This window comes from Variovorax sp. efr-133-TYG-130, from assembly GCF_030208835.1.
Taxonomy (GTDB): domain Bacteria; phylum Pseudomonadota; class Gammaproteobacteria; order Burkholderiales; family Burkholderiaceae_C; genus Variovorax.
The window spans coordinates 23,028-42,396 of record NZ_JARVTD010000010.1; the positions used below are offsets into that span (position 1 = coordinate 23,028).

At 67.5% G+C, this 19,369-nt stretch carries 17 protein-coding genes; 10 read left to right on the top strand and 7 right to left on the bottom strand.

Features of this window, described 5'->3' with window-relative positions:
- Positions 1–3 precede the first annotated feature (3 nt).
- The gene (locus QRN67_RS11570) at positions 4–1,305 is read right to left on the bottom strand and encodes an NAD(P)/FAD-dependent oxidoreductase (protein WP_285411890.1); all 1,302 of its coding nucleotides are present in this window, start codon (positions 1,303–1,305) and stop codon (positions 4–6) included.
- Between the two features lie 40 nt (positions 1,306–1,345).
- On the opposite strand from QRN67_RS11570, the gene QRN67_RS11575 reads away from it, so the two are divergent.
- From QRN67_RS11575 to QRN67_RS11590, 4 genes are all read left to right on the top strand, one after another.
- The gene (locus tag QRN67_RS11575; protein ID WP_285411892.1) at positions 1,346–2,383 is read left to right on the top strand and encodes a P1 family peptidase; all 1,038 of its coding nucleotides are present in this window, start codon (positions 1,346–1,348) and stop codon (positions 2,381–2,383) included.
- Between the two features lie 20 nt (positions 2,384–2,403).
- Positions 2,404–3,783: a TAXI family TRAP transporter solute-binding subunit gene (locus QRN67_RS11580; RefSeq protein ID WP_285411893.1), complete on the top strand. Its 1,380-nt coding sequence runs from the start codon at positions 2,404–2,406 to the stop codon at positions 3,781–3,783.
- 127 nt (positions 3,784–3,910) lie between these two features.
- Complete coding sequence (locus QRN67_RS11585) at positions 3,911–4,408, top strand: MerR family transcriptional regulator (RefSeq protein WP_285411894.1); 498 nt, start codon at positions 3,911–3,913, stop codon at positions 4,406–4,408.
- Positions 4,326–4,787: a carboxymuconolactone decarboxylase family protein gene (locus QRN67_RS11590; protein WP_285411895.1), complete on the top strand. Its 462-nt coding sequence runs from the start codon at positions 4,326–4,328 to the stop codon at positions 4,785–4,787. The genes QRN67_RS11585 and QRN67_RS11590 overlap by 83 nt, the downstream gene beginning before the upstream one ends.
- 3 nt (positions 4,788–4,790) lie before the next feature.
- On the opposite strand, the gene ettA is transcribed toward QRN67_RS11590, so the two are convergent.
- Positions 4,791–6,452 (bottom strand): energy-dependent translational throttle protein EttA, encoded by a 1,662-nt coding sequence (ettA, locus tag QRN67_RS11595; RefSeq protein WP_081271470.1) that lies wholly within the window; start codon positions 6,450–6,452, stop codon positions 4,791–4,793.
- 301 nt (positions 6,453–6,753) lie between these two features.
- On the opposite strand from ettA, the gene QRN67_RS11600 reads away from it, so the two are divergent.
- A complete protein-coding gene (locus tag QRN67_RS11600; protein ID WP_285411896.1) occupies positions 6,754–8,553 on the top strand; it encodes a DEAD/DEAH box helicase in 1,800 nt (599 codons plus the stop codon).
- A 121-nt stretch (positions 8,554–8,674) separates the two neighbouring features.
- On the top strand, positions 8,675–9,715 hold the full coding sequence (locus QRN67_RS11605) for an endonuclease/exonuclease/phosphatase family protein (protein WP_285411897.1): 1,041 nt from the start codon (positions 8,675–8,677) through the stop codon (positions 9,713–9,715).
- Positions 9,716–9,730: 15 nt separating this feature from the next.
- Here QRN67_RS11605 and QRN67_RS11610 read toward each other — a convergent pair whose 3' ends face one another.
- From QRN67_RS11610 to QRN67_RS11630, 5 genes are all read right to left on the bottom strand, one after another.
- Positions 9,731–10,801: an ABC transporter ATP-binding protein gene (locus QRN67_RS11610; RefSeq protein WP_081268035.1), complete on the bottom strand. Its 1,071-nt coding sequence runs from the start codon at positions 10,799–10,801 to the stop codon at positions 9,731–9,733.
- A gap of 23 nt (positions 10,802–10,824) precedes the next feature.
- Positions 10,825–11,676: a carbohydrate ABC transporter permease gene (locus QRN67_RS11615; protein WP_081268034.1), complete on the bottom strand. Its 852-nt coding sequence runs from the start codon at positions 11,674–11,676 to the stop codon at positions 10,825–10,827.
- Positions 11,673–12,554, bottom strand: a complete 882-nt coding sequence (locus tag QRN67_RS11620; RefSeq protein ID WP_081268033.1) for a carbohydrate ABC transporter permease — start codon at positions 12,552–12,554, stop codon at positions 11,673–11,675. The genes QRN67_RS11615 and QRN67_RS11620 overlap by 4 nt, the downstream gene beginning before the upstream one ends.
- Before the next feature lie 43 nt (positions 12,555–12,597).
- A complete protein-coding gene (locus QRN67_RS11625) occupies positions 12,598–13,980 on the bottom strand; it encodes an ABC transporter substrate-binding protein (protein WP_081268032.1) in 1,383 nt (460 codons plus the stop codon).
- A gap of 106 nt (positions 13,981–14,086) precedes the next feature.
- Positions 14,087–14,830, bottom strand: coding sequence for a FadR/GntR family transcriptional regulator (locus QRN67_RS11630; RefSeq protein ID WP_081268031.1), 744 nt, complete (start codon positions 14,828–14,830; stop codon positions 14,087–14,089).
- Between the two features lie 149 nt (positions 14,831–14,979).
- Here QRN67_RS11630 and QRN67_RS11635 point away from each other — a divergent pair, with 149 nt between their 5' ends.
- From QRN67_RS11635 to QRN67_RS11650, 4 genes are all read left to right on the top strand, one after another.
- On the top strand, positions 14,980–16,716 hold the full coding sequence (locus QRN67_RS11635; protein WP_106935113.1) for an IlvD/Edd family dehydratase: 1,737 nt from the start codon (positions 14,980–14,982) through the stop codon (positions 16,714–16,716).
- A gap of 171 nt (positions 16,717–16,887) precedes the next feature.
- Positions 16,888–17,799, top strand: a complete 912-nt coding sequence (locus QRN67_RS11640; RefSeq protein ID WP_106935114.1) for a 2-dehydro-3-deoxygalactonokinase — start codon at positions 16,888–16,890, stop codon at positions 17,797–17,799.
- The gene (locus tag QRN67_RS11645) at positions 17,796–18,437 is read left to right on the top strand and encodes a 2-dehydro-3-deoxy-6-phosphogalactonate aldolase (protein WP_106935115.1); all 642 of its coding nucleotides are present in this window, start codon (positions 17,796–17,798) and stop codon (positions 18,435–18,437) included. Before QRN67_RS11640 ends, QRN67_RS11645 begins: the two co-directional genes overlap by 4 nt.
- A 39-nt stretch (positions 18,438–18,476) precedes the next feature.
- Complete coding sequence (locus tag QRN67_RS11650) at positions 18,477–19,214, top strand: aldolase (RefSeq protein ID WP_081268027.1); 738 nt, start codon at positions 18,477–18,479, stop codon at positions 19,212–19,214.
- Positions 19,215–19,369 lie beyond the last annotated feature (155 nt).

Consider the following 19,369-nt stretch of genomic DNA (forward strand, 5'->3'; position numbering starts at 1 on the left):
GCTTCAGGACTGGAAGCGCCCCGGATCGAAGGGCGCCAGCGGTATCTCCGCTGCAGCGCCAGCGAGCAGCTGCGCCGTCAGCCGCCCCGTGCGCGCCGAGCCGCACAGGCCCACGTGGCCATGCCCGAAGGCCAGCACGATGTCGGTGCTGGCACCTGACGGGCCGATGCAGGGCAGCCCGTCGGGCAGGCTCGGGCGGTGTCCGAGCCAGTGCTTCACGGAAGGCGCGCCCGGCGCGGGCCGTGCAAGCGAGGGGAACATCGATTGCAGATGCTCATGCAGGATTTCGGCACGGCGCCAGGCGGGCTCCGCTTCCAGGCCCGCGATCTCGACCTGCCCTGCCGCGCGCAGGCCGCCGTCCATCCAGTGCGCGATGAGCTTGCCGTCGGCCACCATGGTCGGCGTGCGCGGGCCGGCCTTGGCGTCTTCGACGACCACGTGGTAGCCGCGCTCCGACTCCAGCGGCACCGCGGAGCCGGCGGCAGCGGCCAGCGCGCCTGAACGGGCACCGGCGCAGATGGCGGCGCCGTCGCAGGCGATTTCGCTGGCCTCGGTGCGCACGGCACGCAGCCGGCCGCCCTCGATGCGAAACCCCGTTGCGCGGGCGGCGACCCGTTCGGCGCCCGCATCGAGCGCATGCTGCGCCAGGGCCGCCACGTAGGCGCCCGGGTTGCGGCAGTGGCCGGCTTCGGGCACGAAGATGCCCAGGGTGTAGCGCGCATCGAGATCGGGTTCGCGGCGGCGCAGTTCGGCCTCCGGCCATTCGTCCCACTGGATGCCGACGCGCCGGCGCACGCGCCAGCCCAGCGCATCGCCGTCGAACTCCGCGCGCGAGCGGTAGGCGTGCAGCAACCCGCGCCGCTCGATGAGCTGCGGCACGCCCGCTTCGGCGGCCAGTTGCGCGTGCAGCGCGGGCGCGTCGGCCAGCAGCGTGCGCAGTGCGTCGGCAGTGCGCTGCACGCGCGCCTCGGTCCAGCCCGAGGCCAAGTAGCGCAGCAGCCATGGCAGGGCCCGAGGCAGGTAGCGCCAGCGCAGGGCGAGCGGCCCGAGCGGGTCGGCCAGCCAGCCGGGCACCTTGCGCCAGGCCCCCGGCAACGCGGGCGGCACCACGGAATGCGACGACAGCCAGCCGGCGTTGCCGTAGCTCGTGGCATGCGGGCCGCCCGGCTCGCCGGGCTCCACCACCGTCACGCGCAAACCCGCGCGCAGCGCCTCGATGGCGGTGGCGCTGCCCACCGCGCCCGCGCCGATCACCACGACATGACGGCTCCCGCCGTCGGGGGAGAAACTTCTTGCAACTGTCATGGTGCTGATCGTAGAGGGTGCGGTCTCATAATCGGCCGCCATGCCAGCCTCCTCTTCCAACTCTTTCGCCTCTTCCCATTCCGCCGGTTCCATCACCGACGTCGCCGGCATCGAAGTCGGCCATTTCTCCGACACCCGCCGCCCCACCGGCTGCACCGTGATCATGGCGCGCGACGGCGCCGTGGGCGGTGTCGACGTGCGCGGCGCGGCCCCCGGCACGCGCGAGACCGACCTGCTCGCGCCCGGCAACCTGGTGCAGCAGGTGCATGCGGTGATGCTCGCGGGCGGCAGCGCCTGGGGGCTGGCCGCGGCAGAAGGCGCCATGCGCTGGATGGAGGAACGCGGCATCGGCATGGACGTGCGCTTTGGCACGCTGCCCATCGTGCCCGCCGCCGTGCTGTTCGACCTGCCGATGGGCGATGCGCGCATCCGCCCCGACGCCGCGGCCGGCTATGCCGCCTGCGAGGCCGCGAGCACGGCGCCGCCCGCCGAAGGCAACGTGGGCGCGGGCTCCGGCGCGCTGGTGGGCAAGCTCTTCGGCGTGCACCGCGCGATGAAGGGCGGCATCGGCACCGCGTCGGTCAAGGTCGGCGGCGTCACGGTGGGCGCGCTGATCGCGGTGAATCCGCTGGGCGACGTGATCGACCACAACACCGGCCAGCCCGTGGCCGGCGCGCGCACTGAAGACGGCAAGTCGCTGCTCGACACCCGCCGCGCCCTGCTGCGCGGCGACAGCCCCAAGCCGCTGCTGGCGGGCACCAACACCACCATCGGCGTGATCGCCACCGACGCGGTGCTGACCAAGGTGCAGGCCAACCGGCTCGCCATGGTCGCGCACGACGGGCTGGCGCGCTCCATCAACCCGGTGCACACCATGAGCGACGGCGACACGCTGTTCGCGCTGGCCACCGGCCGCGTGCCGCTGGAAGGCAACGCCCCGGGCATGACGGTGCTCAGCACCATGGCCGCCGAGGCGGTCGCCATCGCCACGCTGCGCGCGGTGCAGGCGGCGCGCGCGGTGACGGTGGGCGAGCTGCACATTCCCTGCGCGGCGGACATGGCAGCAACGCGCGGCTGACACTTCACGAGAAGACCACCATGGCGTTCCCCCGGACCTTGAAGCTCATCCTGCTGTCGATCCGCGACCTGATCGCCTCGGCGGGGCCGATCGTGTTCATCGTGATCGGCCTGCTGGTCGCCGCCTACTGGTGGCTGCAACCGCAACCGCCCAAGCACGTCACGCTCGCCACCGGCCCCACGGGCAGCGCCTATGCGCAGTTCGGCAAGCACTATGCGGAAGCCCTCAAGCGCGCCGGCATCGAGGTGGAGCTCAAGCCCACCTCGGGCTCGACCGAGAACCTGCAGCTGCTGCGCACCGGCGGCGCCGACGTGGGCTTCGTGCGCGGCGGCAGCGCCGACCCGGTGGCGGACGAGCAGGCCGGCCTGACATCGCTCGGCAGCCTGTTCTACGAGCCGATCTGGCTGTTCTACCGCGCCGATTCGGCACAGAAGATCGACCGCAAGTCCGGCACGCTGACATCGCTCACGCAACTGCGCGGCCTGCGCGTGAACGTCGACCTGCCGGGCAGCGGCCTGCCGGACATCATGGAGCGCATGCTCAAGGCCAACAAGCTCGGACCCGGCGACCTGCTGCTGTCGAACCTCGAGCAGGCAGCCGCCGCCGAGGCGCTGCAGGCGGGGCTGCTCGACGCCATCGTGCTGTCGTCGGCGCCGCAGTCGCCGCAGGTGCAGCACCTGCTGCGCTCCGACGACATCAAGCTCATGGACTTCGGCCAGGCCGACGCCTATTCGCGCCGCTTCCCGTTCCTGTCGGCCGTGACGCTGCCGCGCGGCGTGGTCGACCTGTCGAAGGACCTGCCGCCGCACGACGTGTCGCTGCTGGCCGCCACCACCTCTTTGCTGTCGCGCGACGAAACACACCCCGCCCTGCGGCAGCTGTTCGCGCAGTCCGCGCAGACGCTGCACAGCGGCGCCGGCTGGTTCAACCGGGCGCGCGACTTTCCCAACACGCGCACCAGCGAGCTGCCGGTGAGCCCCGAAGGCGACCGCGCCATCAACGGCACGCCGCCGGCCTGGCAGCGCTACCTGCCGTTCTGGGCCAGCAACCTGATCGAGCGGATGTGGCTGGTGCTCGGCGGCCTGCTGGTGCTGATGCTGCCGCTGAGCCGCGTGGTGCCGCCGCTCTACCAGTTCCGAGTGCGCCGCCGCGTGTTCCGCTGGTATGCGCGGCTGCGCGACATCGAGGCCAAGGTCGATGCGCACAAGGGCGAAAAGAAGGCGCTGCTGGACGACCTCGACCAGCTCGACCGCACCGTCAACAAAGTGGCGGTGCCGCTGTCGTATGCCGACGAGCTCTATGCGCTGCGCAACAACATCTACGCGGTGCGCAAGCGCGTGCTCGCGCGAGGCATGCCGGAAGCCGAACCGGCGGCGGCCGCAACGAACAATGCCGGGTGACGGCAAGGCGGTTGCGGGCCGTCGCGCCTGCTGGTGGCCCTCTCAGATCAACGACACCGCCGCCCTGCGCGCGGGCTTCAACGAAGCGCTTGACTTGGAGCGCACTCTAATTTCGAGAATCAACGCCATGGAAACCAGCCTGACCATTGCGGAAGTCGCGAAGCGAACCGGCCTCACGGCCTACACGTTGCGCTACTACGAGCGCATCGGGCTGATTGCCGCGGTGCCGCGTGCGCCGGGCGGTCAGCGGCGGTATGCGAGCGCCGACATGGACTTGCTGGATTTCCTGTTGCGCCTGCGCGAGACCGGCATGTCCATCCAGGGCATGCAGGCCTTCGTCAGGCTTCGAAGCCAGGGGGACGCCAGCGTCGGCGAGCGGCGCGAGATGCTCGAGCAGCACCTTGCCGAAGTTCAGGCCCGGGTGGCGGCGCTGCAGCAATCCATGCAGGCGCTGTCGCTCAAGATCGGCCACTACCGCAAGGTCGAGAAGGCGAAGAGGCGTCCTCCTCCATCGGGCAAAGCCCGGGAAGGAAAGACGAGCAATGACGAACACACAGAACCAGGGCCACGACGACAACCTGCGCTACACGCGTGGCCTGGCCAAGCTCCAGGAGATCGACGGTGAAGGCGGCGTCAAGGTGGTCGAGAGCCTGGCCGGCATCGCGCCCGACTTCAGCCGCCTGCTGATCGAGTTTCCGTTCGGCGACATCTACTCGCGCCCTGGCCTCGACCTGCGCGCCCGCGAGATCGCCACGGTGGCCGCGCTCACCGCCATGGGCAATGCCGCGCCGCAACTGAAGGTGCACATCCAGGCCGCCCTGAACGTCGGCGTGACGCGCGACGAAGTGGTCGAGATCATCATGCAGATGGCCGTGTATGCGGGCTTTCCGGCGGCATTGAACGGCCTCTTCGCCGCACGCGATGTGTTTGCGGCGGACGATGAAAAAAGCGCGCGGCCCCTTGCGGAACCGCGCGCTCTTGCCGAAGCGGCCGAAGCCGCCTGAGCCTTACTTCAGGGCCTTGTAGCGCATGCGCTTCGGTTTTGCACCTTCTTCGCCAAGGCGCTTCTTCTTGTCGGCTTCGTACTCCTGGTAGTTGCCGTCGAAGAAGGTCCACTGGCTGTCGCCTTCGGCGGCCAGGATGTGGGTGGCGATGCGGTCGAGGAACCAGCGGTCATGGCTGATCACCATGACCGTGCCGGCGAACTCGAGCAGCGCGTCTTCGAGGGCGCGCAGGGTTTCCACGTCCAGGTCGTTCGACGGTTCGTCGAGCAGCAGCACGTTGCCGCCGGCGATCAGCGTCTTGGCCAGGTGCAGGCGGCCGCGTTCACCGCCCGACAGCGTGCCGACCTTCTTCTGCTGGTCGGCGCCGTTGAAGTTGAAGCGGCCCGCATACGCGCGGCTGGCCATCTGGAACTTGCCGACGTTGATGATGTCCAGGCCGTTCGAGATGTCTTCCCACACGGTCTTCTGGTTGGCCAGTTCGTCGCGGTGCTGGTCGACGAAGGCCATCTTCACGGTCTGGCCGATGACGACCTCGCCCGAATCCGGCTTTTCCTTGCCAGCGAGCAGCTTGAACAGCGTCGACTTGCCGGCGCCGTTCGGGCCGATGATGCCGACGATGGCGCCCGGCGGCACGGTGAAGCTCAGGTTGTCGATCAGCATGCGGTCGCCGAAGGACTTGCTCACGTTGTGGAACTCGAACACCTGCTGGCCCAGCCGCTCCGCCACGGGAATGAAGATTTCCTGCGTTTCGTTGCGCTTCTGGTATTCCATGTCGCTCAGCTCTTCGAAGCGGGCGAGGCGTGACTTGCTCTTGGCCTGGCGCGCCTTCGGGTTCTGGCGCGACCACTCCAGTTCCTTCTTCAGCGCCTTGGCGTGGGCTTCTTCGCTCTTCTGCTCCTGCGCCAGGCGTTCGCCCTTCTGCTCGAGCCAGGTGCTGTAGTTGCCCTTCCAGGGAATGCCGCGGCCGCGGTCCATTTCCAGGATCCACTCGGCCGCGTTGTCGAGGAAGTAGCGATCGTGGGTGATGGCCACCACGGTGCCCGTGAAGCGCTGCAGGAACACTTCGAGCCACTCCACCGATTCGGCGTCCAGGTGGTTGGTCGGCTCGTCGAGCAGCAGCATGTCGGGCTTGCTCAGCAGCAGGCGGCACAGCGCCACGCGGCGCTTTTCACCGCCCGACAGCACGCCGATCTTGGCGTCCCAGGCCGGCAGGCGCAGGGCGTCGGCGGCAATTTCGAGCTGGTGTTCGGAATCGGTGCCGGCGGTGGCGATGATGGCTTCGAGCTGGGCCTGCTCGGCCGCCAGCGCGTCGAAGTCGGCGTCTTCGGCGCCATAGGCGATGTACACCTCTTCCAGGCGCGCCTTGGCGGCGAACACCGCGCCCATGGACTCCTCGACCGATTCGCGCACCGTGTGCTCGGGGTCGAGCTTGGGTTCCTGCTCCAGGTAGCCGATCGTCATGCCCGGCATGGGCAGTGCCTCGCCCTCGAATTCCTTGTCCACACCCGCCATGATCTTGAGCAGCGTGGACTTGCCCGAGCCGTTCAGGCCGAGCACGCCGATCTTGGCGCCGGGGAAAAAGGACAGCGAAATGTCTTTCAAGAGCTGCCGCTTGGGCGGCACGGTCTTGCTGACACGGTTCATCGAATAGACGTATTGAGCCATCTGGGAGTAGTTACCTTGGGTACAAAGATTCGGGGGAAAGCGCGGGCGCCAGAAAAGCACGTTCGGGCGCGGCAAACCACCGATTATCGACTCATGCGACAATAGTCACCGTTGCCGGGTCCAGTTGCCCGCAACACCGGCTCTCTGCCGGGGACGAAGAAAGCTCCATCCAACAACCCTTTCGCGAGGGCGGACTTTCCGGCTCCCACCCCTGACCTTCATCTGCCTTGACTGGCTCGGCGTCAACAAGACGCCAAGCGGGCCGATGCCACTGCGCCGTGTATGGCGCTTATTGTTTCCAATGAATTTTGACGAACTGAAGCTGGCCCCCGCCATCTTGAAGGCTGTGCACGAGCACGGCTACGACTCGCCCACCCCCATCCAGGCGCAAGCCATCCCCGCGGTGCTCGAAGGTCATGACCTGCTGGGCGGCGCACAGACCGGCACCGGCAAGACCGCCGCCTTCACGCTGCCGATGCTGCACAAGCTCAGCATGAGCCGCAGCGCCACCAACAAGTTCGGCGGCGTCGGCATCCGCGCCCTCGTGCTGACCCCCACCCGCGAACTCGCGGCCCAGGTCGAAGAGTCGGTGCGCACGTACGGCAAGTACCTGCAGCTCGACTCGACCGTGATCTTCGGCGGCGTCGGCATGAATCCGCAGATCAGCAAGCTCAAGAAGGGCGTCGACATCCTCGTGGCCACCCCCGGCCGCCTGCTCGACCTGCAGCAGCAAGGCATGCTCGACCTGAGCCAGGTCCAGATGCTGATCCTCGACGAAGCCGACCGCATGCTCGACATGGGCTTCATCCACGACGTGAAGAAGATCCTGGCCCTGGTGCCCAAGGAAAAGCAGAGCCTGCTTTTCTCGGCCACCTTCAGCGACGAGATCCGCGACCTGGCCGCCACGCTGCTGAAGAACCCGCAGAGCATCCAGGTCACGCCGCGCAACACCACCGTGCAGCGCATCACCCAGGTGATCCACCCCGTGGGCCGCGGCAAGAAGAAAGCGCTGCTCGCGCACATCATCAACGAGAACAAGTGGAGCCAGGTGCTCGTGTTCACGCGCACCAAGTTCGGCGCCAACAGCGTGGCCGAATTCCTCACCAAGAACGGCATCGAGGCGATGGCGCTGCACGGCAACAAGAGCCAGAGCGCCCGCACGCAGGCGCTGGCCGGCTTCAAGAGCGGCGACATCCGCGCGCTGGTTGCCACCGACATCGCGGCCCGCGGCATCGACATCGACGAGCTGCCGCACGTGGTGAACTACGAGATCCCGAACGTCAGCGAAGACTACGTCCACCGCATCGGCCGCACCGGCCGTGCCGGTTCGAGCGGCGAGGCCGTGAGCTTCGTGTGCCTGGACGAAGAAGGCTTCATGCAGGAAATCGAACGCTTCACCAAGCAGACGATTCCCGTGCAGATCGTCGAGGGCTTCGGCCCTGAGGAAGGCGAGCGCGCCGAGCCCATCGCCATGGGTCGCCAGACGATCTGGGGCGGCGCCGGCCGTCCGCCGAGCCGCGACGTGATGCAGGCAGCCGCCAAGGCCGCCCGCACCGAGATGCTGCAACGCATCCGCGAGAACAAGGCCGGCCAGGGTGGCGGCAACGGCGGTGGCGGCGGCAACGGCGGCGGTCAGCGCCGCGGCGGCGGCCAGGGCCAGGGCGGCGGCCAGGCCCGCAATGCCAACGGCGGCGGACAAGGCCAGGGCCCGCGCGGCCCGGGTGCCCGCGCACCGCAAGGCCGAGGCCCGCAAGGTCCGGCACGCGCACCGCACCATGCACCGCATCAGCATCAGCAAGCCCACCAACCGCACGACGAGCGCCAGCCGCGCCATCACGGCAACAGCCACAGCCCGACGCAAGCCAACCAGGTCGCGCACCTGCGTGCCGAAGCGGTCGCTGGCGGCGCAGGCCAGCCGGATCCGTTGCGCACCAGCGTCGACCACATGGGTGGCGGCCGCGGACGCGGTCGTCCGGGCGGCGGCGGCGGTGGCTACGGCGGCAACCGTTCGGGCGGCGGTGGCCGCTCGGGCGGCGGTGGTGGCTATGGCGGCGGTGGCGGCCGCTCCGGTGGCGGCGGTGGCCGTTCCTTCGGCCGCTGAGGCTGGAGAAAGCACACGCATCCGGGCGGCACGCCTGTCCGGAAACAGAGCAAGGGCACTTCGGTGCCCTTTTTCATTGGTGGCGCGGCACCGCCCTCGCCCGGGCCACAATCGTTACGCCATGCAATACATCCCGCCCAACTACGCCACCCTCTTCGTCGCCACCTGCAACATTCTCAATCTCGCGAACCCGAACCGGACGTACTACGAGAACCAGGACGCCTACAACGAGCGTGAGTACGAGCGAAAGATCGACTGGACCGGCGAGCGCTTCCAGGCGCTCAACGCCGACGTGCTGGCGGTGCAGGAGGTGTGGGACGAGGCGGCACTGAAGGCCGCCATCGCCCGCAGCGGCCTGCGCTACGACTTCGTGTCTGTGCCCGGCGCCGAGAACACGCCGCCGCCCGGCAGCCCCGCCGGCACACCGGCCAGGCCAGGCGCGCAGGGCACGCCGCGCGTGGGCATCGCGACCCGGCTCAAGGTGGACGAGGTCCGCTCCTTCGTCGACTTCCCGCCAGGCTTCGGCGTCGAGGTGCCGGGCCTGGGCGCGCACACGCGCTTCGAACGCCCGCCCCTGCTGGTCACGGTGCGCATGAAGCACGGCCAGCAGGTGCATGTGCTCACGGTGCACCTGAAGTCCAAGCGCCCGAAGTTCCTGCAGGACGCCCAAGGCAACCACCTGGAGGACCGCGACGACCGCAAGGTGGGCGTGATGGCGTCGCTGCGCTCGCTGCTGATGCGCGGCGCGGAGGCCGCGGCCCTTCGCTGCATCGTCATCGACCTGCTGCAGGGCACGGACGTGCCGCTCGTGGTGATGGGCGACTTCAACGACAACCCGCACAGCGTGACCACGCAGCTTGTGGCGGCCACCTCCGAAGTGGCCTACGACAAGGCCGCGCGCGACGTGGGGCTGTTCAACGCCTACGAGATGCAGGGCGAGGCGGCGCTCAAGAAGGACGTGGCGTACTCGCACATCCACCAGGGCTATCCGGAGGTGCTCGACCAGATCCTGGTGAGCGAGGAATTCGTCGCCACCAGCCGCCGCAGCCTGGGCGACGTGCGGCGTGTCGACTACTTCAACGACCACCTGCACGAGGGACGCGACCGCTCGCGCTCCGACCACGGCTTCGTGCGCGCCCTGCTCAGGCTGCGCACGGACTGAACCCGGGCCGCTCGCTCAGCCCATGCGGCGGCCGGTCTGCCGGTCGAACAGGTGCACGCGCGGCGTGTCGATCGCCAGGTTGACGATCTCGTCGGGCCGGGCATCGACGCGGCCATGCACCGCCAGCACCAGGCGGGACTCGCCGACCTGCACCAGCAGTTCGGTCTCCGCGCCCGTGGGTTCGACCACGATCACCTTGGCGGCTACCGACTGCGGGCCGCCGCCGAGCGTGATGTCGCCGGGCCGCACGCCGTAGTGCACCGGCTGGCCATCGGGCGCCGATGTGGTGGCCGGCACCGGCCAGCGCGCGCCCTGCGCCTCGACCCAGCATTCGCCGCCCGCTCGGCGCACCGTGCCCTCGATCACGTTCATCGACGGAGAACCGATGAACTGGGCGACGAACAGGTTGTCGGGCCGGTCGTACAGGTCGAGCGGCGTGCCGATCTGCTCGACGATGCCGTCGTGCATCACCACGATGCGGTCGGCCATGGTCATGGCTTCGATCTGGTCGTGCGTCACGTAGACGGTGGTGGTCTTGAGCCGCTGGTGCAGCGCCTTGATCTCCGCGCGCATGGCCACGCGCAGCTTGGCGTCGAGGTTGGACAGCGGCTCGTCGAACAGGAACACCTTCGGGTCGCGCACGATGGCGCGGCCCATGGCCACGCGCTGGCGCTGGCCGCCGGAGAGCTCGCGCGGATAGCGGCCGAGCAATGCGTCGAGGTTGAGGATCTTCGCGGCGCGCGCCACGCGCTCTTCGGTCACCGACTTCTCGGCGCTGCGCAGGCGCAGGCTGAAGCCCATGTTCTCGCCCACCGTCATGTGGGGATACAGCGCGTAGCTCTGGAACACCATGGCGATGTCGCGGTCCTTCGACTCGAGGTCGTTGACCACCCGGCCGTCGATCATGATCTCGCCGCCGCTGATGTCTTCCAGGCCCGCGAGCATGCGCAGCAAGGTCGACTTGCCGCAGCCCGAGGGGCCGACCAGCACCACGAACTCGCCGTCGGTGATGTCGAAGCCCAGGCCTTTGATGATCTGGACCTTGCCGAAGGATTTCTGGATATTGCGAAAGGAAACGGATGCCATCGTGTTGTCCCTGAGTCGTTCGTTCAGCTCTTGACGGCGCCGGCGGTGAGCCCGCCCACCATGTAGCGCTTGAAGGTGTAGTAGATCGCCGCGGGCGGCAGCGCGTAGATGAGGCCGGTGGCCATGAGCAGTTCCCACGGCGAGTCGTCGGCCGAGAGGAAGTTGCCGAGCGCCACGGCGAGCGTCACGCTCTTGTCGTTGGACAGCAGCAGGAAGGCGTAGAGGTACTCGTTCCACGCCAGCAGCAGCGAATAGGTGCCCACCGCCACCAGCGACGGCACCATCAGCGGCAGGTACACCAGGCGGAACAGCTGCAGCGGCGAAGCGCCGTCCATGCGCGCGGCCTCGTCGAGCTCATAGGGCAGCTTGTCCGACGCCTGCTTGAGCACCCAGATGCAGTAAGGCGAGGCGATGGTCACCATTGCCAGGATGAGCGCCCACTGGCTGTTCAGCAGCCCGTAGTTGCCCATGGTCTTGTACATGGGCACGGCCAGGAAGGCCGCCGGAATGAAGTACGTGAACAGCGCCAGGTTCATCACCGTGCGGCCGCCGCGCACCCGCAGCCTGCTGATGGCGAAGGCGGCGGTGGTGGCCACGAACAGCGTGAGCGCGCCCACCGACAGCGCGATCACCAGCGAGTTCCACAGCTGCAGCCAGAAGTGGTCGAGGTAGAAATGCTTCTGCTGGAACACGATGCGGAAGTTGTCCAGCGTCGGGTTCTTGGGCCACAGGTGGCCCGAGGTCGCGGAGTCCTTCGACGAGATCGCGAACAGCACCATGTGGTAGACCGGTATCAGCGTCCACAGCAGCACCGGAATGCCGATGAGCAGCAGCTTGGCCTCGGTCGCCATGGCCTTGGGGGTCCAGCGTTTCATTTCGAGAGCCTCTTCATCATGAAGTACACGAGCGGCAGCACCAGAGGCAGCGCCACGACGATGGATGCCATCGACAGGTCGACCTGGTCGAGCCGCAGGTAGCGGATGCCCAGGGTTGCGAGCACGTGCGTCAGGTCGGCGGGGCCGCCACCGGTGAGCAGGTACACGCTGTTGAAGTCGCCCAGCGTCCAGATCATCGAGAGAATGAGCGAGGTGATGTAGAGCGTCTTGAGCGCGGGCCAGCTCACGAAGCGGAATTTCTGCCACGACGAGGCGCCGTCGACCGAAGCCGCTTCATATTGCTCGGTGGGAATGGCCAGGCGCCCGGCCACGAGGATGAGCGTCCAGAACGGCAGCGACTTCCAGATGTGCACGATCATCGCGAAGGCCAGCGCCAGCGAGGGATCGTTGAGCCAGTTGGGGCCGTCGGCGCCGGTCAGGCGGAAGATGGTGCTGTTGATCACGCCCCACTCCGGGTTCAGCATGAAGCGGATCGACAGGATGGTGGGAATCGAGGGCATGGCCCACGGCAGAATGAAGATCGCCGCGACGATCTTGATCCACCAGCGCGAAGTGACGAAGAAGCCCGACAGCACGAGTGCCACGACCATCTTCAGGTTGATCGCCACGACCAGGAAGATGGCCGTGTTGATCACCGAGCGGAAGAAGATCGGGTCTTCGACCAGCTTCACGTAGCTTTGCGGATGGCGGGCGAGCCAGAGCCCGTAGCCCACCGGGTACAGCACGAACACCACGAACACCAGCAGGTAGGGCACGACCATGACCGCGCCCCAGAACTGCCAGCGCGCATGCCGCGCTCCGGGATTGACGACAGGCGCCGGTGTGGTCGACGCGGCGGCGGTGGCAGTGGCGCTCATGGTGTGCAGCTGCTGGTGTTGACGGGTGCCGTGCGTGCGCGGCCTACTGACCCGCCACCGTCTTGATGCGGGCGATCATTTCGTCCACGGCCTTGTCCACCGGCACCTTGTCGGTCACGACGCGGCTCATGGCCTTGGCCCAGACGTTCTCGTTGTTCAGCACGGTGAACTTGTAGTTCTTGGTGAATTCGAAGGTCACTGTGCCGGCGGCGTACTGGTTGTAGACCGAGAGGCGATGCGGGTCGGCCTTCCAGAAGTCACGCTGCTGCGCGGCCTTGGTCACGGGGAACCAGCGGCCCAGCGAGCCCTCGACGTACGGCGTGAGGTTGTCCTCCTGCATCAGGAAGGCGACGAACTCCTTGGCGCGCGCCTTGTTCTTCGCGTCCTTGAACACCACGCCGGTCTTCACCGCGGTGCGGTAGACCATCTTGCTGCCGTCGGGCTTGCTGGGGAAGCCGGCGGTGCGGATGCGCTCGGTGTAGTTCTTGCGCGCTTCCTCGCGCTGCTCCGGCGTGAGCGAGGCGTTGGTCGAGTCGTCGAGCCACTTGGCGGCAATGGAGATGGTCGCGTTGTGCGTCATCACGGTCGTCTTGTTGTGGAACGCGACGTTGTTGTCCGGGTCCTTCCAGCTGGTGGAAGAAGGCGGCGTGCAGCCCTTGGTGTAGGGCGCGGTGTAGTCGGTCATGGCGCCGATCAGGCCGGTGCGCACCTTCGGATCGTCGACCAGCAGCTTGCCGTTGTCGTCGACCAGCTTGACGTTGTAGGCGTCCATGAAGGTCAGGAACGAATAGAAGGCGTCGCTCGAATCCACGCCCATGGGCTGGCCGATGCCGAAGGTGCGCTTGCCGCTCTCCTTGCGGCTGGCGGGCTGCACCTTGTCGCACCAGAACGACCAGTACTCCTTCCAGGTGGCCGGGATGTCCGACTCCTTGAAGCCGGCCTCTGCCAGCATGTCGCGCCAGTACTCAATGTGCATCGTCTGCTGCTTGATCGGGAACGCGTAGTACGCCTTGGCCTTGGTCTGGTCGTTGTAGAGGTACGTGGTTTCCAGCGTGTTGGGCGCGAAGCGGTCCTTCATGGGCGTGAGCACGCTGCTGATGTCCTCGAGCTTGCCGTCGTAGGCCCACTTGCCGGTGACCTGGAAGTCGTACACGTCGGCGTAGGCCACGTCGGGTGGGCTGCCCGAGTCGAGCGCGGACACGGTCTTGGGGATCATGTCCTGGATCGGATACTGCGACAGCTCGATCTTGACGTTCTTGTTCTTCTCCTCGAACTTCTTGATGGCGGCGAACAGTGCGTCGTCCTCCGCCTTGTAGAAGCCCTTGACCCACCAGACGGTGAGTTTTTCCTGGGCAGCGGCATTGCCCGCCGCTATGAGGCCCAACGCGACGAGCGTCGGCGCGATCAGCGATTTGACGAGTTTCATGCTTGTTGTCTCCTTCTCTTCTTCGGTGGAATCGGCTCGGGCGCGAGCCAGGGGTGAAAGAACCGGATGCGAACTGCGGGAAAACGCGTGGTCGGCGCCGAAGCTGCTAGCTGGCCTTGAGCCTGGGCGGCGGCCGGCTCAGGCGCGGCAGCCTGCGGCGCGAGCCGAGCACGTCCTCGATGTCCTGCCGCGCGCCGTCGATGAGGCGGATGATGGCCAGCTCGGCCTTCGCGGGGTCGTGCGCGATGACGGCGTCTAGCACCGCGCGGTGCAGGGGCAGCGACAGCGCGGGACCGTCGGGCTTGGTGGTCGATATCTCGAAGCTGGTGCGAAGCAGCGCGTTGAGCACCTTGCTCATCTGCGAGAGCATGCGGTTGCCGGCGGCGGAAAGCAGCCCGTTGTGAAAGCGCAGGTCGAAGGCGACGTACTCGCCGCCGTTCTCCACGGCCTCTTTCATGCCCGCGTAGGCGGCCTCGATCTCCTCGATGTCCTTCGCGCTCGCACGTTCGGCGGCAAGCCGCACGGCCGCGGGCTCGACCACGCGGCGCAGGTCCTGCAGGTCGCGCAGGAACTCGGGCGTGAGGCCGGCGCGCGCCTGCCAGGTGATGACGTCGGGGTCGAACCAGTTCCACTTGTCCTTGGGCAGCACGCGCGTGCCGACCTTCGGGCCGGTGACGATCAAGCCCTTGGCCGCCAGCGACTTGATGGCCTCGCGCACCACGGTGCGGCTCACACCGAGTTCCTCGCCCAGCACGGGCTCCGCGGGGATCGACGCACCGATGGCGTAACGCCCCGACACCACGGCTTCACCGAGCAGCTCGAGCGTTCGACCGTGGATGTTCTTGATCATGAGCGATGTGAATTCCGGTATCCCGCCAATCCAAAAAACAGAGGCTCTGGCAGGCTCTCCGCGCTTATCATATGATGATTGAAACTGCAGCCCGGCAGGACAAACCCTGAGGTTTGTCACCACAAAAACGGTACTCGGAGACAAACCCCATGAGCACGATCCCCAAGAAGAAACCCGGCGAACTTCGCAGCCAGCAATGGTTCGGCCGCAACGACCGCGACGGCTTCATCTACAGAAGCTGGATGAAAGGCAAGGGCGTGCCGCACGACCAGTTCGACGGTCGTCCGGTCATCGGCATCTGCAACACGTTCAGCGAACTCACGCCCTGCAACTCGCACTTCCGCACGCTCGCCGAGCAGGTGAAGATCGGCGTGTACGAAGCAGGCGGCTTCCCGCTCGAATTCCCGGTGATGTCGCTCGGCGAAACGCTGCTGCGCCCCACCGCCATGCTGTATCGCAACCTCGCGAGCATGGACGTGGAAGAAAGCATTCGCGGCAACCCGCTCGACGGCGTGGTGCTGCTCATGGGCTGCGACAAGACCACGCCCGCGCTCATGATGGGCGCCGCCAGCGTCGACCTGCCGACCATCGGCGTGTCGGGCGGCCCGATGCTTTCGGGCAAGTGGCGCGGACAGGAGCTCGGCTCGGGCACCGGCGTGTGGCAGATGAGCGAACAGGTGCGTGCCGGCACGCTCAAGCTGCAGGAGTTCTTCGAGGCCGAAAGCTGCATGCACCGCAGCCATGGCCACTGCATGACGATGGGCACCGCGAGCACCATGGCCAGCATGGTCGAGTCGCTGGGCATCGGCCTGCCGGGCAATGCGGCCTACCCCGCCGTGGACGGCCGCCGCAACGTGCTCGCGCGGCAGGCGGGCCGGCGCATCGTGGGCATGGTGCATGAAGACATGAACATGTCGAAGATCCTCACGCGCGAGGCCATCGAGAACGCGATCAAGGTCAACGCGGCCATCGGCGGCTCCACCAACTTCGTGATCCATCTGCTGGCCATTGCGGGCCGCATGGGTGTCGAGCTCACGCTCGACGACTTCGACCGCCTTGCCGCCGAGCTGCCTTGCCTGGTGAACCTGCAGCCGTCGGGCCAGTACCTGATGGAAGACTTCTGCTACGCGGGCGGCCTGCCGGTGGTGATCAAGGAAATCGCCGACCACCTGCACAAGGATGTTCTCACCGTCACCGGCCAGAGCCTGTGGGAGAACGTGAAGGACGCCGAGAACTTCAACCCGCAGGTCATCCGCACCCAGGCCGAGCCCTTCAAGGACAAGGCCGGCATCTGCGTGCTGCGCGGCAACCTCGCGCCCAACGGCGCGATCATCAAGCCCAGCGCGGCCACGCCGGAGCTGCTGGTGCACAAGGGCCGCGCGGTGGTGTTCGAGAGCGCCGAAGACCTGCACAAGCGCATCGACGACGAGAACCTGGACATCGACGAGCACTGCGTCATGGTGCTGAAGAACTGCGGCCCCAAGGGCTACCCCGGCATGGCCGAGGCAGGCAACATGCCGCTGCCGCCGAAGGTGCTGCGCAAGGGCATCACCGACATGGTCCGCATCAGCGACGCACGCATGAGCGGCACGGCCTACGGCACGGTGGTGCTGCACACGGCGCCCGAGGCCGCGGCCGGCGGACCGCTGGCGTTGGTGCAGGACGGCGACATCGTCGAACTCGACGTGCCAAACCGCAGGCTGCAACTGCATGTGAGCGACGAAGAGCTGGCGAAGCGGCGCGAGAAATGGGTTGCGCCCAAGGCACCGCTGGATTCGGGGTACTGGAAGCTGTATGTCGACACGGTGCTGCAGGCCGACCAAGGGGCCGACCTTGCTTTCCTGCGTGGGCGTCGCGGGTCTTTCGTGCCGCGCGACAATCACTAGCCACTAGGATTCAGGCTGGTTGCTGTTCGGGGCGCGCTCACGCCGACGGGGTGCCTTGCTCCGCGAATGTCCCCCGGGGCTTCGCCCCTCCTCCTTTATTTCGCTGCGGGGAGTACCCGGTGGCCTGTGCGCACGCCCTGAACCAAAACACGACAAGACAGACAAGGACAAATGAAGAGACTGGTAGCCATCGACTGGGGCACGAGCTCCCTGCGCGGCGCCTTGCTGGATACCGACGGCAAGGTGCTGGAAGAACGCAGCGACGCGCGCGGCATCCTCACCGTGCCTGAAGGCGGATTTCCCGAAGTCTTCGAGACGCTGTTCGGCGACTGGATGCGAGCCGAAGGCACCCGCTGCCTCATCTCCGGCATGGCCGGCAGCAAGCAGGGCTGGGTCGAGGCGCCCTACTGCGCCTGCCCCGCGGGCCGCGTCGAAGTGGGCCGCAAGATCATCGACATCCACGCCATTCCCGACAAGCGCATTGCGATCGTTCCCGGCCTGAGCGACGAGCATGACGGCGTGCCCGACGTGATGCGCGGCGAGGAAGTGCAGATCTTCGGCGCCATGTCGATCACCGGACTGGACGACGGCGTCTTCGTGCTGCCCGGCACCCACAACAAGTGGGCCACGGTTAGGAAGGGCCGCGTGGCGGGCTTTCGCACCTACATGACGGGCGAGTTCTATGCATTGCTGAGCCAGCACTCGATCCTCGCCCGCACGCTCGACGCCGCTGCGCCGCTCGACGAAGCCGCTTTCCTCGAAGGCGTGACCCGCTCGGAGAACGGCCACGGTCTGCTGCACAACGCCTTCGGCGCGCGCACGCTGGCGCTGTTCGAGCGCATGCCGAAGCAGGAGCTTGCAAGCTATCTCTCTGGCCTGCTCATAGGCGAAGAGCTGCGCACGCAGTCGTTGCAGGCGGTCGGCGAAGTGGTGCTGATCGGCTCGCCCGCCCTCACCCAGCGCTACACGCTCGCGCTGCGCGCCACCGGCGTCACCACGCGCACGCTGGGCGCAGAAGCCACCTGGGCCGGACTGCACGCGATGTCCGGCTTTCTCGACACCGACAGAACTGCAGCCGCATGACCACTCCCCTCGAAAAATTCAACACCGCGATGCGCGAGCTGCCCCTGGTGGCGATCCTGCGCGGCCTCACGCCAGCGGAAGCGGCGGACGTCGGCGACGCCATCGTCGAGCCCGGCTTCCGGCTGCTCGAAGTGCCGCTCAACTCGCCGCAACCGCTGGAGAGCATCGCGCTGATGCGCAGGCGCTTTCCGCAGGCGCTGGTCGGCGCCGGCACGGTGCTCGGCGCCCAGCAGGTGCGCGACGTGCATGCGGCCGGCGGCGAGTTGATCGTCTCGCCCAACTACAACGCCGATGTCATCGCCGAAGCCGCGCGGCTCGGCATGGTCTGCCTGCCGGGCGTGATGACGCCCACCGAGGCCTTCGGCGCGCTGGCGGCCGGCGCCACCGGGCTCAAGCTGTTCCCGGCCGAGCTGGCCTCGCCCGCCGTGGTGAAGGCGCTGCTGGCGGTGCTGCCGGCCGGCACGCCGGTGATGCCCGTGGGCGGCATCACGCCCATGAACATGGCCGAATGGCGGGCGGGCGGCGCGGCCGGCTTCGGCATCGGCTCCGCGCTCTACAAGCCGGGCAAGCAGGCCGCAGCGGTGCGCGAAGACGCGAAGAAATTCATCGCGGCCTGGACCGGAGTGATCCAGGCCTGACCCCCGGCCAACCCACAAGAACCAGGAGAAACCCCCACGATGTCCGCCGATTCCGACTACGCCAGCCCCGCGGTCCGCAAGCTGCGCGAAGACCTCTCGCTGGCCCTTCGCGCCGCCGCGCACCACGGGCTTTCCGAGGGCGTCTGCAACCACTTCAGCGTGATGCTGCCGGGCGCGCAGGACCGCTACCTCATCAACCCGCGCGGCCTGCACTGGAGCGAGATCGGCCCGGACGACATCGTGCTCATCGACGTGCACGGCGAAGTGCTCGCCGGCCGCCACCGCGTGGAGCCCACCGCCCTGTTCATCCACGGCGCGGTGCACCGGCTCACGGGCCATGCGGTGGTGCTGCATTGCCACATGCCCTACGCGACGGCGCTCACGATCACGGTCGACCGCGCGCTCGACCCGACCTCGAGCCAGAACGCGATGCGCTACATGAACCGCATCGCCATCGACGCCGAATACAACGGCCTGGCGCTCGACGATGCCGAGGGCGAGCGCATCGCCCGCGCAATGTCGGGCAAGGACGTGGCCTTCCTGGCGAACCACGGCGTGATCGTGGCGGGAGGCACCATCGCCCACGCCTATGACGATCTCTACTACCTCGAGCGCGCCTGCCTGCACCAGGTGATCGCGCAATCGACTGGCCGCCCGCTGGCGCCGGTCGATGCGAAGCTGGCCGCGCACGTGGCGGCACAGATCCAGGGCGAACGCGAACAGTCGGACCTGTTCTTCGAGGCGCTGCGCCGCATGCTGCCGGCGCCGCGCGGCTGAGCGTCCGGCCTACGTGCCATGGGGCCGAAGGCCTGCCCGCGGAGGTGATCCGCGGCGCAAATCTGCTTCAAAATTGTGTCCGGCTCGCGCCGCGTCCTACGCGCACGGGCTTACAGCTCTTCATCCGATTTCGCTCCAGCCTTACAAGAACTTCA